This window comes from Kerstersia similis (assembly GCF_965139615.1).
In the GTDB taxonomy this organism is placed as follows: Bacteria; Pseudomonadota; Gammaproteobacteria; order Burkholderiales; family Burkholderiaceae_B; genus Kerstersia; species Kerstersia similis.
Map to the genome: position 1 here is coordinate 140,551 of NZ_CBCSIQ010000005.1, position 16,481 is coordinate 157,031.

17 protein-coding genes are annotated in these 16,481 nt (G+C 59.9%); 7 read left to right on the top strand and 10 right to left on the bottom strand.

Annotated features, from left to right (window positions below; translation table 11 throughout):
• The 8 genes from ACNA1V_RS05320 to ACNA1V_RS05355 all read right to left on the bottom strand — a co-directional run bounded on the left by ACNA1V_RS05320 (window position 1) and on the right by ACNA1V_RS05355 (window position 7,888).
• A complete protein-coding gene (locus ACNA1V_RS05320; RefSeq protein WP_415832534.1) occupies window positions 1–615 on the bottom strand; it encodes an NADH-quinone oxidoreductase subunit C in 615 nt (204 codons plus the stop codon).
• 41 nt (window positions 616–656) lie between these two features.
• Window positions 657–1,133 (bottom strand): NuoB/complex I 20 kDa subunit family protein, encoded by a 477-nt coding sequence (locus tag ACNA1V_RS05325; protein WP_068366901.1) that lies wholly within the window; start codon window positions 1,131–1,133, stop codon window positions 657–659.
• A 30-nt stretch (window positions 1,134–1,163) separates the two neighbouring features.
• Complete coding sequence (locus tag ACNA1V_RS05330) at window positions 1,164–1,523, bottom strand: NADH-quinone oxidoreductase subunit A (RefSeq protein WP_415832535.1); 360 nt, start codon at window positions 1,521–1,523, stop codon at window positions 1,164–1,166.
• 322 nt (window positions 1,524–1,845) lie between these two features.
• Entirely contained in the window at window positions 1,846–2,967 is a 1,122-nt protein-coding gene (locus ACNA1V_RS05335) for a porin (protein ID WP_415832536.1), read from the bottom strand.
• Between the two features lie 254 nt (window positions 2,968–3,221).
• Complete coding sequence (locus ACNA1V_RS05340; RefSeq protein ID WP_415832537.1) at window positions 3,222–3,914, bottom strand: histidine phosphatase family protein; 693 nt, start codon at window positions 3,912–3,914, stop codon at window positions 3,222–3,224.
• Window positions 3,911–4,945 (bottom strand): ABC transporter ATP-binding protein, encoded by a 1,035-nt coding sequence (locus ACNA1V_RS05345; protein ID WP_415832538.1) that lies wholly within the window; start codon window positions 4,943–4,945, stop codon window positions 3,911–3,913. Before ACNA1V_RS05345 ends, ACNA1V_RS05340 begins: the two co-directional genes overlap by 4 nt.
• A complete protein-coding gene (locus tag ACNA1V_RS05350; protein ID WP_415832539.1) occupies window positions 4,933–6,807 on the bottom strand; it encodes an ABC transporter permease in 1,875 nt (624 codons plus the stop codon). The genes ACNA1V_RS05345 and ACNA1V_RS05350 overlap by 13 nt, the downstream gene beginning before the upstream one ends.
• Before the next feature lie 100 nt (window positions 6,808–6,907).
• On the bottom strand, window positions 6,908–7,888 hold the full coding sequence (locus ACNA1V_RS05355) for an ABC transporter substrate-binding protein (RefSeq protein WP_415832540.1): 981 nt from the start codon (window positions 7,886–7,888) through the stop codon (window positions 6,908–6,910).
• A gap of 270 nt (window positions 7,889–8,158) precedes the next feature.
• Here ACNA1V_RS05355 and ACNA1V_RS05360 point away from each other — a divergent pair, with 270 nt between their 5' ends.
• On the top strand, window positions 8,159–10,867 hold the full coding sequence (locus tag ACNA1V_RS05360) for an aminotransferase class I/II-fold pyridoxal phosphate-dependent enzyme (RefSeq protein ID WP_415832541.1): 2,709 nt from the start codon (window positions 8,159–8,161) through the stop codon (window positions 10,865–10,867).
• Between the two features lie 162 nt (window positions 10,868–11,029).
• Complete coding sequence (locus tag ACNA1V_RS05365) at window positions 11,030–12,478, top strand: glycoside hydrolase family 32 protein (RefSeq protein ID WP_415832542.1); 1,449 nt, start codon at window positions 11,030–11,032, stop codon at window positions 12,476–12,478.
• A 35-nt stretch (window positions 12,479–12,513) separates the two neighbouring features.
• Here ACNA1V_RS05365 and ACNA1V_RS05370 read toward each other — a convergent pair whose 3' ends face one another.
• Window positions 12,514–13,074: a GNAT family N-acetyltransferase gene (locus ACNA1V_RS05370; protein WP_415832543.1), complete on the bottom strand. Its 561-nt coding sequence runs from the start codon at window positions 13,072–13,074 to the stop codon at window positions 12,514–12,516.
• Between the two features lie 214 nt (window positions 13,075–13,288).
• Between ACNA1V_RS05370 and ACNA1V_RS05375 the strand changes: the two genes are divergently transcribed.
• Both ACNA1V_RS05375 and ACNA1V_RS05380 read left to right on the top strand, forming a co-directional pair.
• Window positions 13,289–13,774 (top strand): PACE efflux transporter, encoded by a 486-nt coding sequence (locus ACNA1V_RS05375; RefSeq protein WP_415832544.1) that lies wholly within the window; start codon window positions 13,289–13,291, stop codon window positions 13,772–13,774.
• 191 nt (window positions 13,775–13,965) lie between these two features.
• Entirely contained in the window at window positions 13,966–14,343 is a 378-nt protein-coding gene (locus ACNA1V_RS05380) for a glyoxalase superfamily protein (protein WP_415832545.1), read from the top strand.
• 158 nt (window positions 14,344–14,501) lie between these two features.
• Here ACNA1V_RS05380 and ACNA1V_RS05385 read toward each other — a convergent pair whose 3' ends face one another.
• Window positions 14,502–15,359 (bottom strand): SIR2 family NAD-dependent protein deacylase, encoded by an 858-nt coding sequence (locus tag ACNA1V_RS05385; protein ID WP_415832547.1) that lies wholly within the window; start codon window positions 15,357–15,359, stop codon window positions 14,502–14,504.
• A 138-nt stretch (window positions 15,360–15,497) separates the two neighbouring features.
• On the opposite strand from ACNA1V_RS05385, the gene ACNA1V_RS05390 reads away from it, so the two are divergent.
• Genes ACNA1V_RS05390 through ACNA1V_RS05400 form a run of 3 tightly spaced genes read left to right on the top strand, consistent with a single transcriptional unit; the run spans window position 15,498 to window position 16,422 of the window.
• Window positions 15,498–15,944 carry a helix-turn-helix domain-containing protein gene (locus tag ACNA1V_RS05390; protein WP_415832548.1) on the top strand — a complete coding sequence of 149 codons (447 nt, stop codon included), beginning with the start codon at window positions 15,498–15,500 and terminating at the stop codon, window positions 15,942–15,944.
• A gap of 11 nt (window positions 15,945–15,955) precedes the next feature.
• The gene (locus ACNA1V_RS05395) at window positions 15,956–16,237 is read left to right on the top strand and encodes a type II toxin-antitoxin system HigB family toxin (RefSeq protein WP_415832549.1); all 282 of its coding nucleotides are present in this window, start codon (window positions 15,956–15,958) and stop codon (window positions 16,235–16,237) included.
• Window positions 16,234–16,422: a hypothetical protein gene (locus tag ACNA1V_RS05400; protein ID WP_415832559.1), complete on the top strand. Its 189-nt coding sequence runs from the start codon at window positions 16,234–16,236 to the stop codon at window positions 16,420–16,422. The genes ACNA1V_RS05395 and ACNA1V_RS05400 overlap by 4 nt, the downstream gene beginning before the upstream one ends.
• Window positions 16,423–16,481 lie beyond the last annotated feature (59 nt).

Here is a 16,481-nt window from a genome sequence, read left to right on the forward strand (position 1 = left end):
TTACCGCCCAATTCCGTATGCATCTTCACGAATGATGCGCGGCGTGATTTCGCGCGTCTCGATCGTGACCGGCTGATAGACCACGCGCTTCTCGGCTTCGTCGTAACGCATTTCGACATGGCCGGACAAGGGGAAATCCTTGCGGAACGGATGGCCGATGAAACCGTAATCGGTCAGGATGCGGCGCAGGTCGTTGTGACCTTCGAAAACGATCCCGAACATATCGAAGGCTTCGCGCTCCGGCCAGCCCACGGCAGGCCAGACATCCATCAGGGAGTCGATGACCGGGAACTCGTCCGATTCCAGCCAGGCACGCACGCGCAAACGCCAGTTATGCGTCACCGACAGCAGATGGATCACCACCGCGAAGCGTGCCGGGAACGTCTGCCCGGAGGGCTCGCCCACCTTGCCCACGCCGTAGGTCAGGTAATCAACACCGGTCAGGTCGATGCAGGTTTCGAAACGCAGCGCGGCTTCGTCGCGCAGCCGGGCACAGCCAGCCGTCCATTGCGTTGCGGGAAGCTCCAGCGTCAGTTCGCCCAGCGCTTCAGTCAGCGCGGCATCTTCACCAAACGTCTGGAGCAGATTTTGTTTCAGGGTTTCCAGCCTGGTCATGTCAGTCAATCCTGGATGTCAGTCTTGCGTTGCGCCATGACTCAGCGCGCAATCGTGTTGGTGCGGCGGATCTTGCCCTGCATCTGCAGCAGGCCATAGACCAGCGCTTCCGCAGTCGGCGGACAGCCCGGCACATAAATATCGACCGGCACGATGCGATCACAGCCGCGCACCACCGAGTACGAATAATGGTAATAGCCACCGCCGTTGGCACAGGAGCCCATGGAGAGCACCCAGCGCGGTTCCGGCATCTGGTCATAGACCTTGCGCAGCGCCGGCGCCATCTTGTTGCACAGCGTGCCTGCCACGATCATCAGATCGGACTGGCGCGGGCTGGGGCGGAAAATAATGCCGAACTGGTCGAGATCGTAGCGCGCCGCACCGGCGTGCATCATCTCGACCGCACAACAGGCCAGACCGAAAGTCATGGGCCACATGGAGCCCGTCTTGGCCCAGTTCAGGACCTTATCGGCGCTGGTGGTAATAAAACCCTGCTTGAGTATGCCGTCTATCGCCATGATTGCCTCGTCAGGAAAGCCGCTCCGGGATTACTCCCAGTCCAGCGCTCCCTTTTTCCATTCGTAGATAAAGCCGACGGTGAGCACCGCCAGAAAGACCATGACCGTCCAGAAGCCAACCAGCCCCACCGATCCCTGAGCCATGGCCCACGGGAACAGAAACGCGATTTCAAGGTCAAAAAGGATGAAAAGAATGGCAACGAGGTAATAGCGGATATCAAACCGCATACGCGCGTCATCGAACGTTTCAAAGCCGCACTCATACGGCGACAGCTTTTCCGCGTCAGGGCGCCGAGGCCCCAAAAGCGAACCCGCTCCGATCAGCGCGAAACCAATGCCTGTCGCCACCAAAATGAAGAGCAGCACGGGAAAATATTGTTGCAGATTCATAACCGACCCGCCTATATGCAAACTTTCCTATTGTAGCATTCGAGCGCCTTACAGCGCCCTTTAAACCCCTATCACCGCGCATATCTGGTTAAAGCGAACCATTTTCAATTACACACAATGTTTCTCTGGCGCGGCGCAACGTTCCCACTCGAATCGACCTCGGGTGCACCCCGAAAAAACACCACCCAAGACAAAACTTTAGAAAAATGACGAAAAAAAACCGCCCCGAAGGGCGGTTTTTTTTCGCGTATCACACCGGCATTGCTGCCGGCTGCAACCACCACCGGCAGGTCAGGAGACCTGCCAGCGGAGGAAGCCGTGATTAGAAGCGGTGACGCAGACCGATACCGGCTTGAGCAGCCTTTTGGTCCTTCACGTACAGGTAGTCTTGCGTGTAGTTGCCATAGACGTACAGGTTGGTACGCTTGGACAGGTCGTAGGTGTAGCCAACGGTGAATGCGTTGGATTTCTTTTCCTTGTCCTTGGCATCCGACAGGCTCCACTGGCCGTAGATGTTGCCGTTGGCGCCCAGAGGAGCACCGACACCGACCAGGTAGGAGTTCACGCTCTCAGCATCCAGCAGAGCAGCGGCGCTACCGTTGGTCACAGCGAACGGAGCACCGTGCTTGACGTGTTGGTAGGCCAGTTGCAGAGCGACGACTTCGAAGTCATACGATGCACCGACGATGAAAGCCTTGGGATCCTTGCCCGGATCAGCCTTCTTCAGGTAGATCTGGTCGTAGCCGACGGCAACAGCCAGGGGGCCGTTGGCGTACTTGATGGCAGCGTTCAGCTCGCGATCGAAATCGGAGTTCTTGGCCCCACTCGTAGCACTATTACCGGGAGCACCAACAGCCTTACTATTCCACAGATTAGAATCAACCTTGCTCAGACTATCTGCGCTGAACGAGTAACCCACACCAAACTCAACACCACCAAAGCTCGGGCTACGGTATTGGATTTGGTTGTCGTAGCGGGTGGTATCGCCGGTGGAGAAGAACGTGCCGTTGACCGGAGCGTAGATGCTGCCGAAGTTCACGATGCCGCCAACGTACTTGTTAACGGTGGTGATTTGGCGACCGAAGTCAACTTGACCCCAGGCGTCGCTGGCCAGACCGATGGTAGCTTGACGACCGAACAGACGGCCACCCTGAGCACCATTGCCATTGTTGATGCTGAAGCCGCTTTCCAGCGTGAAGACAGCGCGCAGGCCATCACCCAGATCTTCCGTGCCACGCAGACCCCAACGGTTGCCGCTTTGCACGCCGTCACGCAGACCGAATTGGTTGGTCGAATGCGTGTCACCCGAGACAGGATCCTTCATCTTGGCGTACTGATAGGACAGGCCGGTGTCAACGATACCGTACAGGGTAACCGAGTTCGCCGCTTGAGCGGAACCAGCAAAGCCAGCAAGCAGAGCGGCGGCAAGCAGAGTCTTTTTCATTTAAGAAATCTCCGAATATTTGAGTGACAAGAGCAGCGTATCCGTTTGTCGGCCTACCGCTCCCCTAACTCCGCTAAGGGAAGTTGTAGCTATTGCATCAAAAATCGCTGCATTCGGCTACGTTCCCCGGCGGAAAACAGCACAGGAACAGGATTATTGTTGGTTTAAGACAACATCCGACCCCGAATCCAGCCCCGGCAAATCCCATGTAAAGCCCGGGCTTGAAATATCAAAAAACCAATAAATTCAATTAATTAAAGATTAATCACCGGAACGTCCGCATGCAGGACTGCTGCCGGGACGGGCGTAGCCGTGGACGTCTCCTGCCGGTTCCGCCCCGCTGCGCCAGCGCTGCTCACCCTGCTCAGCAGCCTTGCCGACGGTACGACCAGGACCGGTCTGGCATTGGCAATCCGCGGCCCTTCCGGCGCGCCCGTCGCCAATGCACGCAGGGCTCTCCAGATGCCGGAATGCGCGATGATCAAGGGCCGATCATACTCGGCCAGCACCTGCTGCAAGGCGCCCTGCACCCGAGTCAGAAAATCCGCCCAGGATTCGCCCCCAGCGGGGGTCTCACGGTATCCGCACTGCTCCGCCAGCGGCCGCCCCTCCAACGCGCCCCAGTCGCGTTCGCGCAGGCCCTCGCAACCGTGCAGCGGCCTGCCTGGGAGCGCCAGCGCCGCTGTCTGACGAGCCCGCCACTGAGGACTGACCGCCACGCCGTCGAATGCCAGGCCCGCCAACACCCTTCCGGCTTCTTCCGCCTGCCGGCAACCGGTTTCATCCAGCGGCGGATCCAGGCGGCCACAGATGAGACCACTGGCGTTCCAGGCCGTCTGCCCATGCCGCATGAAATAGAACTGCCGTCCCGAGAGCGCCACCTCAGTTTCCACTGCCTCGGCCCCCAGCACCGTCGCTGCCACCACCGCCTCCTGCATCGCCATCATCCCTGCTCCAGACCCCAGGCCTGCACCAGACTGGCCGCCACACTGGTGCCAATTGCCAACCCGCTCTCATGATAGGCCAGCAGACGCTGCCCGCCAGCCAGCGTCAATTGCACCTCATAGCGCTCGCCACGAAACACGCAATCCTCCACGCGGGCCGCGACCTCACCCCATTGCGCCGGACGTTGATGCAAACGGACATGCTGGGGACGTACCAGTACTGGATGAGCGCCCCCCATCGTCACGGCCTGGGCCAGATCGGTTCCCACCAGAATGCGTCCGGCCTCCGAATGCCCCACCCGCAAGACGCTGCCTTGCCCGACGAAGCCTGCCAGCCACTCGCTGCGCGGGCTGGCATAGAGCTCTTGGGGTGTCGCCCATTGCACCAGACGGCCACGATTCATGACCGCCACATAATCCGCCAGCGACATGGCCTCGGCCTGGTCATGGGTGACATAGACAAAGGTACTGCCTGTTCTGCGATGAAATTCGCGGAACGTATCTTCCATGGAAGCACGCAGATGCCTATCCAGATTGGCCAGGGGCTCATCCAAAAGAATCACCTGCGGCTCCGCCACCAGGCAGCGCGCCAGCGCCACGCGCTGCCGCTGGCCGCCGCTGAGATCCTGCGGCGAGGTTTGCGCACGCCCTTCCAGATGCACCAGCGCCAGCGCTTCCCGCACCCGGGTCTGGTACGCCTCCCCTTTGACTCCCCGCAGCTTCAAGGGATAGCCGACATTGTCGGCAACGCTCAGATGCGGCCAGAGCGCGTAGGACTGGAACACCATGCCCATGCCACGCTGCTCCGGTGGCACACTCCCCTGCGGGCTCGCCAGGGTACGATTGCCCAGGCGGATCTCGCCGGCATCAGGATTTTCAAAACCTGCCACCATGCGCAAGGTCGTCGTCTTGCCACAGCCGCTGGGGCCCAGCAATGCCACAAAGGCTCCCTGGGGAATGCACAGGCTCAATCCATCCACGACAGTCGCGCTGCCATAGCTGCGCGACACCATGGACAACATCAATTCCGCCATGGAATGACTCCTTGGGGCAAACGCCCCCCGAACAGGGCAAGCAATGCCATCAGCAAGGCCACGCCGGCCACGATGGCAACGGACACCGCCGAGGCCAGGACGTTGTCTCCGCTTTCACTGAAATTGAAGATCAGTACGCCCAGCGTTTCCGTCCCTGCACTCCATAACAGAGCGGAAACAGTCAATTCGTTCACTGCCGTCAGAAATACCAGCAGCGCCCCGGCAAATGCGGAAGGCGCCAGCAAAGGCAGCACCATATCCCGCAAGCGCCGCAACGGGCCTGCTCCTGCCAGGCGTGCCGCTTCCTCAAGTGCCGGGTCCAGCTGCCGCATGCCGGCCTGTACGGGCTTGAGTGCGACCGTAAAGAAACGCGCCATATAGGCAAAGAAAATGATCCCCAGCGTCCCATAAAGGCTGATTCCCACCCAGGGCAGCGGCCGGGCGAACAGCAGGATGCAGGATACGGCCAGCACGGTTCCTGGCAGCGCATAGGGAATCTCGAGAATAGATTCCAGCCAGCGTGACCAGCGTCCCGGCTGGCGTGCCATCAACCACGCCAGCGGCAGGCTGAGCACCATCAGCACCAGGGCAGCCCCGCCGGCAAGCAGGCAGCTGTTCCAGACGGCGCGCCAGGTGGCGCCTTGCCGGGTGAGCATTTCGATATAGGCCGTGATCGTCAAGGTATCCCAGCCCAGCGGCACGCCAATGGCAGGAACCAGCGAGGCAGCCACCAAGGCCCCCAGCGGCGCCAGCAAGATCAGCAGCAAGACCGCGGCCATGCCAGCTTCCACCCAGCGACGCGCACGCCCCAATGGCAAGGCAGCCATGCGCCGGCCCGCCCCGATCAGGCGATAGGAAGCGCGCGCCTGCAAGCGCCCTTGCAACCAGACACCGGCAACAGCCAGCACCCCCACCAGCAATGAAAGCGCCGCGACCTGCTGCAGCATGGTCGGGCCGAAACTGGCCATCTTCTGATAGATCAGCGTCGGCAATACATAATAGCCAGCAGGGATGCCCAGCATGGCCGGAATACCGAAATTACCCAAAGATGAAACGAATGCCATGGCCGCGCCGGCAACCAGGCCCGGACGCGCCAGCGGCACGATAATGCTGCGCAGCATCTGGGCCTGCGACGCCCCCGCCAGCCGCGCGGCTTCACAGAGATCCCCCGGCAAGGTCAACAAGCTGGCGCGCAAAGCCAGAAATACCAGTGGCGCATGCTGCACGCCCAACAACAGGGCAATCCCCTCGGCCGAATACAGCGGCTGCGGGCTGCCCATGGCCGGCGCCAGCCCCAGCGTTTGCAACAGCACACTGGACGGGCCGAACAGCTGCAGCCAGGCCAGCGCCGTCACTTGCGGCGGGATCATCATGGGCAGCATGAACAGAAACACCCAGCAGGACTTGCGCCGGATGTCCGTCAGCACGACCGCCCAGGCAAAACCCGCTCCCAGGACAACGGCAATCACCGTGCCCAATACACCGGTATAAAAACTGTTCCACAAGGCTTGCCAGGTGCCTGGCTCGGACAGCACCCGCACCAGGGCGCCGTTGCCGCCTGCGGCCAGGCCCGCCCCGGCTTCCCAGAGCAGGCGCGCGCTGGGCAACACCCCCAGCAAAGCAAGCAGCCCGATCAGTGCATATGCCCCCCACGCGGTGGCATGACGTCCGATGAATCCTTGCCGCCGTGCGCGCCGCTGTGCATGAGCCGCTTGCCGCAAGGGCGCCTGCCGCTCCGGCACGGTGCTTCCGCGTACGCCCACGCTCCCAAACTCCACAGGACGGGCGGCCTGTGCCGGCAGGCCTGCCGCCATCCCCGGCGGTACAGGCAGGGCGCCTATCTTCCTTGATACCTCAGACACGGTTTATCCCTCATTCTCGAAGTGGCCGGTTGCATCGTCACCGACCTTCCGGCCACCTCTGCTGATATCAAGACCAGTCAGCCGCCCTGTACGACACCTCTTATTTCGTGCCGAACAGCTCGCCAAAGCGCTGCTTATTGTTTTCCGCATCGCGCAACGCCTGCCCCGCATCAAAAGGCAGCAGCTTGATTTCGCTGCGCGCCGGGAAGCCCTCTGGCACCGGCACCGACGCCAGCGCCGGCACATAGCCTTGCTCGCGCACCAGCTCCTGGCCGGGCTGCGACAACACGAAATCCACGAAACGGCGTGCCGCTTCCGGATGAGCGGCCGACTTCAGAATCGCGACCGGCTCGGTCACGATGCTGACGCCTTCCTGGGGAAACACGAACTCGATGGGCGCCCCCTTGGCCTTTTCACGAATGGCCATGTAATCCACCAGCATGCCGTAAGGCTTGGTGCCGCTGGCAATCGCCTTCAGCACCGCACCATTGCCGCCCTGAGCGCTGACATCATTGGCCTTGAGTTTCTCGTAATAGTCCCAACCCAGGCCCGGCGTGTTGGTCAGGCTGGCCAGGTGAATCAGCGCAGCGCCGGAATACAGCGGGCTGGGCATGGAAACCTGCCCCTTGAGCTGAGGATCCAGCAGGTCCTGCCAGCTCTTGGGCTGGACGCTGGCCTGGCTATGGTGAGCAATACCAGTCGTGATCAGCTTGGTACCGTAGTAGTGCCCCTGCGCGTCGTAGAGCGCCGCATCATAGGCCTTGCGCTCGGGGCTCAGATAGGGCTGCAGCAACTGGCGCTGCTTGAGTGACTCCATCGTGACGCTATCGGCAATCAGCAGCACATCCGGCTTGACGGCCCCGGCGCTGAGCTCAGCCTCCAGCCGTGCCATCAATTGCGTCGTACCGTCCCGAACCCACTCCACCTTGATGTCGGGATTGGCCTTGCTGAACATATCTACCGTCGCCTGTGCGTCAGCATTAGGCTGGCTGGTGTACAGCACCAGCGTTTCCGCCTGCGCGCCCAACGCAGCCACTGATACCAAGGCTGCTGCAACATAAGAAACTTGTTTGATAACCATGATCACTCCGGGATCGTACGACGGGAAAAATCGGCAAGACCGCCAGCTTAGCCAGAACCGATGACAGCCATATGACCCTTGCCGCCGCACGCTGCACCGCGACAAAATCATGATTAACCCATTTCTTATTAACAAAAAGAAATACAATCCCCACAAACAAAATGGCGTAATGGACTAGAAATAGCAAGCCTGAGCAATCATGCTTCGCCGCACGCAGGCAAATGGCATTTCTTCCCAAAAATGCACCACCTTTGAGCAAAGGAAGTAGCGATGACAGTACCCGAGCAAAAGGCCTACACCCTGGGCAGCCTGATGGCAGCCCCTTCCCTGCGAGCCGACCTCTGGCTGGAACTGCTGGCGCAAGCCCGCAGCCTGGCCAACCAGGAGTCAGGTAAAACCCTGGATACCAGCAAGTTCTCCGAATTGCTGGCCAATCTCCTGCAGGCGGAAAAGTATTTTGCCTATCCCGGCTCCGGCGTTCTTGACGCCATCCAGCACCTGCTCGGCGAGCAGGATTTCAAAGGCCTGCTACGCCTGACGCAAAGCACGGCCACCTCCATCATCGCGCAGAAGTATGCGCAGGATCCCGATGCCGCAGAACACACGGATGGCGACAGCAGCGCACCGGCGGACCGCCTGCCGCCGTCACTGAGCAACAATACGCACCGTCCGTACTTCGAAGTACTCAGCGTGGTTCCGCACTCTCCTTCACGCTGGCCCCATATCGTTCAGGAATCGCGTGCCGTCCGCCGCCCCGAAGATGAATTCATCTATGACGTCGTGGTCACCGGCAATGCCGAAGATGCCCTGACCGCCGTCGTCCTGAACCACCATATCAACGCGGTCGTGCTGTACGAAGGCTTCAGCGTCAGGGGAGCAACGGAAAACCCCATCGTTGACGCTATCCAGACTTCCGTTCCCATGGATCTGGGCACCAACGAAGCAGAATATGCGCAGCGTCTGGCGACACTGATCCATCGCATTCGCCCGGAACTCGATATCTATCTGCTGAGCGACCGCTCGGTGGAAAAGCTTGCTGCTGACGCCAGCACCCTGGCCTTCCGACGCATTTTCTATCAAGTGGAAGAAGCGCTGGAACTGCATCTGTCCATTCTGGAAGGTATCCGCGACCGTTTCAGCACGCCCTTCTTCGACAACCTGAAACGCTACGCGCAACGCCCCATCGCTACCTTCCACGCCCTGCCCATTGCCCGCGGCAAATCCATCTTCAAATCGAACTGGATTCGCGACATGGCGGAGTTCTACGGCACCAATCTGTTCCTGGCGGAAAGCTCGGCCACGACAGGCGGCCTGGACAGCCTGCTGGAACCCACCGGCAACATCAAGGTCGCGCAGGAAAAGGCTGCCCGCGCCTTCGGCGCCCAGGAAGCCTATTTCGTCACGAATGGCACCTCGACCAGCAACAAGATCGTGCTGCAGGCGCTGCTGGCTCCCGGCGATATCGTGATCATCGACCGCAACTGCCATAAGTCGCACCACTATGGTTGCGTGCTGAGCGGCGCCCAGCCCTATTACGTCGAAGCCTACCCGCTGACCGAATACTCCATGTACGGCGCGGTACCGCTGGCAACCATCAAACGCGCGCTGCTGACCTTGAAAGCAGAAGGCCAGCTCGACAAGGTGAAGATGGTTGACCTGACCAACTGCACCTTTGACGGCCACGTGTACAACGTCCGCCGCGTCATGGAAGAGTGCCTGGCCATCAAGCCCGACCTCATCTTCCTCTGGGACGAAGCCTGGTTCGGCTTCGCGCACTGGTCGCCCTTGCTGCGCCAGCGTACCGCCATGGGCGCCGCCGCCGCACTGACCGAGTACCTGCAAAGCGACGAAGCACGCGCTGCCTACGCCAAGCAACGCGAAGAACTTGGCGACAACCCGGACGACGCTACCCTGTTGGCCACGCAGCTGGTGCCTGATCCCGACAAGGTGGTGCTGCGCGTTTATCAGACCAACTCCGTGCACAAATCCATGTCGGCCCTGCGCCAAGGCTCCGTCGTCCTGGCGCACGACGAACTGCATGAGAAGGTCAAGGGACGCTTCCGTGAAGCCATCTTCACGCACTCGACCACCAGCCCCAACCAGCAGATCATCGCTACCCTGGATCTGGCCCGCCGTCAGATGGAACTGGAAGGCTATGGCCTGGTCACCAATGCCATCCAGATCGCCTTGTCGATTCGTCGTGCGGTCAACCACCATCCGCTGATCTCCAAGTACTTCCGCATCCTGACCAACGAAAACCTGGTACCGGCGGAATATCGGGAGTCTGGCGTCAACGAGTACACCGCGCACGACCTGTCCTGGGCCGACGCCGCGTATGCCGTTCGCCAGGACGAGTTCCTGCTCGACCCCACCCGCCTGACGCTGCTGTGCGGCACGGCAGGCTTCGACGGCACCTCGTTCAAAAAGCTGCTGGCCGACAAGTACAACATCCAGGTCAACAAGACGTCGCGCAACAGCATCCTGCTGCAATCGAACATCAACAATACACGCAGCGACATCGCGATGCTGCTGCGTGTGCTGATCGAGGTTTCGATGGATCTGGAAAAGCAGCTGGCCGACCCGGCGGAGCGTGCGCAATTCGACCAACGCGTCAAGGCGCTGATCGAGGATGTTCCCCATCTGCCGAACTTCAGTTCCTTCGACGCGCGCTACCGCGACCACGCGGATGGCGACACGATCCATGGCGACATCCGCACGGCCTTCTTTGATGCCTATGACGATGATCAGTGCAGCTATCTGGCACTCCATGGCCCGGAAATCGACGAACTGCTGGCGTCCGGCGCCAACGTGGTCTCGGCCAACTTCGTGATCCCCTATCCCCCGGGCTTCCCCATCCTGGTTCCCGGCCAGTTGATCACCGGCGATGTCATCGAGTTCATGCGCAAGCTCGACGTCAAGGAGATCCACGGCTATGACGCCACACTGGGCCTGAAGGTGATTCAGCGCAAGGCACAGTAAACCTCTTGCAGGAGAGCCGCCGTACCGCTCTCCTGAGGGATGCCCCTCCGGCCGCGTCACGACCTTTCGTGGCGCGGCCATTTTTTGCCTGCCGAAATTTTTTGCCTGCCGAGTACCGAATGCGCAATGCCGCATGCCCCGTTCCCTTGACTGCCAGCTGCCATGCCCCCTGACGCCAGCCCATCTCCCCTTGCCAACCGCTACCGGCCCATCCTTCACTACAGCCCCGCCACAGGCTTCATGAATGATCCCAACGGACTGATACACGTCCATGGCGTGTATCACCTTTACTACCAGCACAACCCCGATGCGCCGGTTGCCGGCAATGTGCACTGGGGCCACGCCACCAGCCCGGACCTGATCCACTGGCAAGAGCAGCCGCTGGCGCTGTTTCCAGACGCGCGCGGCCAGGCGTTCAGCGGCTCCATGATCTGGGATGGCGCCAACCGTTCCGGCCTCTTTCCCCCGGGGCGTGGCGGCATGGCTGCCCTCTTTACCCGCGCCGGCCCGGCACGCCAGGCACAAGACCTGGCTTATGCGGCGACTGGCGATGCTCAAGCGTTGTCCCTGTTTTCCGGCAACCCGGTGCTGGACGAAGCATCGGACTCCTTTCGCGACCCCAAAGTCTTCTGGCACGCCCCGACCCAGCGATGGATCATGGTTGTGGCCCATGCCCGCCGACATGAAATCGGCTTCTATCGCTCCACCAATCTGCGAGATTGGCAGCACAGCAGCAGCTTTGGCCATGCCGGCGTGCTTGGCCTGGACTATGAATGCCCGGATCTCGTTGAACTGCCGGTAGAGGGAGGCGGCAGCCGCTGGGTGCTTTTCATCTCCATCAACCCGGGCGCCCCCACTGGCGGCAGCGCCATGCAGTATTTCGTCGGGCATTTTGATGGCCAGACCTTCACCGCGCAGGACCAGGCCACTCGCCTGCTGGATGCAGGGCAGGACTTCTACGCCATGCAAACATTTGCCAATACTCCTGGCCGGGTAGTCTGTCTGGCATGGATGAACAACTGGTTATATTGCAATGCCACCCCGGCCTACCCGGCACGCGGCGCAATGACCCTGCCACGCGAACTCTCGCTGCGCCAGCACGAGGATCACTGGTATGTCGTCCAGCGCCTGCCAGACCTTGGCCGCTGGGCCCGTGACAGCGGCCTGCAAAAACGCTGGCACCACGCCGTGAATGGCCTGATCGCCACCGTACCGTGGTCCAGCCGGCATGCCTTGGACATTACGGCCAGCGGGCAGCTTGCTCCTGGCAGCCGCTTGCGGCTGCGGCTCTCCAACACCTACGGAGAATGCCTGGAAGCCGGCCTGGACAACGGCACCTATCCCGGTTTCTACATCGACCGCTCAGGCGTACGTGGCTTTGACCACCCCTTCTGGAATCACAAGGCGGTTCTGCATGCGCTGCATGGCCCGTTGCAGCATTTCGACTGCCGCATCGTCATCGACCAATGCTCGATAGAAATGCTGGGCATGCAGGGCGAAAGCGCGGGCACCATGCTGCACTTTTTCGATCAGGCACCTGAACAGCTGGAGGTATGGCTTGAGAACGGCCATTGGCAAAACGGGCAGCTGCAAATACAGCACATCAGCTAGCCGGCACCGCATCCCCTGACGCGGCGCTTGCCGCGCTATCTCTGCGCAACCTGCCGGTACAGCACATGCCGTGCCATGGGATGCCCGGCGGGCAATAAAGGGTGATCAAAATCCTCTGCCGGATCATGCGTCATGCCCAGCTTCTCCATCACCCTGCGCGAAGGCCTGTTTTCCGACAAGGTATAAGCGACCAGCTCATTCCGGCCCAAGGTATCGAACGCATAGGCCTGCACCGCCCGGGCGGCTTCCGGCGCGATTCCCTGCCCCCACCACTGACTGGACAAGCGCCAGGCCAGCTCCATGCAGGGCGTGAAATGCGCATCGAACTGCGGGATGGCCAGCCCCACGAAACCGATGAAAGACGCCTGCCCAGGTACCTCAACAGCCCAAATGCCGTACCCCTGGCTACGGAATGCCGCACGCAAACCGCTGGCCAGTACATCACTCGCCTTTCGTTGCAAGGTTGCCGGAAAAAATCGCATCACCAGGGGATCAGCATTCAACGCGGCAAAAGGCTCCAGATCCGCATCGCACCAAGGGCGCAGCAGCAAACGCTCCGTACGCAGCAACGGGCCGGCTTGATCGGAATTCGACACGACATTCATAAAAGACTCCTACTTGCCTCGATGGCATGCAACAGACCGGGTGGCGCCGGCACGACGCAGAGAATTGCTTCCCCCTGCCCGACGGGCTATCATCGTCTTGCTGGCGGAAACCGTGGCCAGCAGGGCAGCATGCCCACATTCATGGAAAGACCCGGGACGGACCGGCTCTAACGAAACGAGATACCCCTTATCTCGCGAGCCGAAAATGATATATCTCAAACCGCTTACCCGCCGTATTGTCTATGTTGCCACCTTCGAAGTCATTGCCATCGCGGCATCGACGCTGCTGTTGAGTCTCTTGAGCGGTGGCCCGGCGCACGACTCGTTGCCTGTGGCCGCTGCGGTCTCAGCCATTGCCGTCGCGTGGAACTACATCTTCAACACCCTTTTCGAAGCCTGGGAACGCCGCACGCATCGCACCTCCCGCAGCCTGCTGCTGCGCTCGTTCCATGCCATCGCGTTCGAGGGCGGCCTGTTCCTGTTCACCATCCCCCTCTACATGGGCTGGTACCACGTTGGCCCCTGGGAAGCCATCAAGATGGAAACAGCGCTCCTGCTGTTCTTCCTGTTTTACACCTTCCTCTTCACCCTGGCATTCGACTCGATCTTTGCCTTGCCAGGACAGAAACAGGGCGCCACCGCGCAGCAAACGGACACGGCAGAAAACGTATCTGCGGAAGCGACGCGCTGAGTCGCAGGTCCGCATGGCGGCACATTTACCTCACAATGTGCCGCTGCATCCCTACCTTCATGTGCCTGCTTCCGGAGGGGAAACGCTGTGCTTTGTATCCTTCGAGCACCATGCTAATCTGAAAAAAGGGACACCGCTCCTGACCTGGCAAGCGCATCGCCGCCCCTGCCGTTATTTGTTGGGAACTTGCGATGAACCCATCCATCATTCAGTCCATCACCTTCGGCCGTACCGCGCCATGCCTGCCCGTCCGTGATATCCAGGCAGCCCTGGCCTTTTACTCGGGCGTTCTCGAGTTTCAGAAAACCTTCGAAAACGGCAATCCTGTCGGTTTCATGGTGCTGAAAAAAGATGCCGCCGAAATCCATCTCAGCCAGAATCGTGAACACCTTGCTACCCGCATGAATGCGCTGCACATGTTCGTCGATGATATCGACGCCCTCTACCAACTGTGCGTAAGCGCAAGGGTGCGCATCATCAAATCCCTGAGCGACAAGGACTACGGCCAGCGCGCATTCGTATTTGCAGATCCGGATGGCAACCGGATTGATGTCGGGGAAAAGCGATAAGCCTTCCTCCGCAGTCCTGAGGCATCCCAGCGGGGCCTACTTTTTTCCACAAGCGCTATTCTGATAGCAACCGGCCTGTGTCACGCGATGCAGGCCGCTCTGCCGCCTTGGCTCCATGACCCGCCGTGACTAGCCCCTTCCAGGCATGGCAACCCACATCATCTCTCACCGTTTCTGGCGCCTTCTATCGCTACCAAGGCCTGCATCGCCCCCAAAGGCAGCGACACATGACGCGGGTTGCCGTGTATGGCAGCTTCATCTGGATTTATCCGTATGACTGGCGCCCGGTGCTCGAAAGCCATCTGATGCGTAAATGCCCGGGCGGTCGCAATGGCCGTGCCCGCGCCTATCTCGATTACCACCATGCGTTCGGCGGATTGCAACCAGTGCCCCAAACGCTGGATTTGCACCTGGGTGCGATGTGCCAGCCAGCTCCGATCATCGAACATATAAATATTTGGCCGAGCCAGGGTGCCACAATGCGGACAGTGCGGCAAATCAGAGCGCAACAGACCACTATCGGCGTCCACCTCCGGCCTGAAATCATCAGCAGTCCATATTTCAGCGCAGCACGCCTCCAGGCACTGAAGCCGATGAATCGAACCATGGCATTCGACCAGCAAGGCATCATCGAACCCGGCTTTCTGAAAATGGCCATCCACATTGCTGGTGAACACGGCTCCGCCCAGCAAGGCCTCTCCCATCCATCCTTTGAGAATCTGAAACCCGCCATGCGGCACCGTCTTGCGGTACATGGCCAGCCTATGCCCATAAAACCCCCAGGCAAGCCTTGGATTCCGGTAAAACGCTTCCGGCGAGGCAATATCCGTGAAACGGATATCCTGCCTGCCCAGGGCGGGATAGGCGTTCCAGAAACCATTCTTACCCCGGAAATCGGGCAGGCCTGAATCAATGCCCATGCCTGCCCCTGTCACGACCATCAGTGCATGGGCGGCATCCACCAACCGAGCCGCGCGTTCAATCGTCGCTTGCATGTTTGAGTCATGCGCCATCATTGCCTCAATCCGTCGTCCTGGCAGGTATCCAGCCCTAGGAGGTTAGCACTACAGACAGCACCGGATACGCTGCGCAGGCAGCGAAAACCGGCATGGCGAAAGCCAGGCGCTCAAGCGAAAATTGGCGGCAACACCGGGATGGTGGTCATGCCCCCTTCAAACCCAGGACTCTTTCAACATAGCACGAAACAAATCGGAAAGCGCAGGTTCCACCTCGCCACATTCATGCCGCACCGGACGCGTCATCTCCTGCCGATTAAGCTCCGCCTCAATATATCGTTGAATGGCAAAAATCTGCGGCGACAAGCCCATTTCCGGGGATACACGTTTGATGGCAAGCAACTCATCAATCGCTTGCGCAAGATCCTGGTCAACCCCAGCATTCGCACACTGGCGTGGGAATGCTGCGTATCGGAACGCACCGTGCAGCGTGCCTTGAAGCGGCTTGAGGCCAAAATCGAAGCACGGCTCTTTGACAGCATTTCAAGCCATCAAAGGGCTAAAAACGACTCAGACAGCCATTGCCATACCGTTCCATCAGAGCCAAAATCCTCCCAAATTGGGAGAAACAGGGAATGTGAGTGATCGCGCGGCGTATGCTGCGAGAATTTTGGGATAGCAGCCCTTCCTATGCAGACGCGGTATCACCCCTTACGGAGTGGTATCGTCATATGGAAAAAGCAATTTATACGACGCCTCAAGCACTCAAAGCCGAATTGAGGACAGCCAGTATCCTGAAAGGCGGGCGGGTTGTTTTCAATATCGCGGGCAATAAATATCGCGTGATTACCGCCGTAGATTATGAGCGGCAAATCGGCTGGATTCGGTTTGTGGGTACTCATGCCCAGTACGATAAAGTCGATGCGGAGAACATATGATGAACATCAAACTGATCCGAACCGAGCAAGACTATGAAGCAGCCATGGAACGTATTGGCGTGCTCTGGGGAGCTCCTGTAGGCTCTCCCGAAGGCGACGAGCTGGAAGTCTTGGGAGTGTCAGCAATTCCGTGTTCAAGGCGGATTGAACATCAGGCGGAAGGCCGGATGAATCGTTCTTCGTAAAGGATAGCGAATTGGTTCATGGCTGTCTTCCAATCATGGCCAGTGCGGCTCCATTTGGC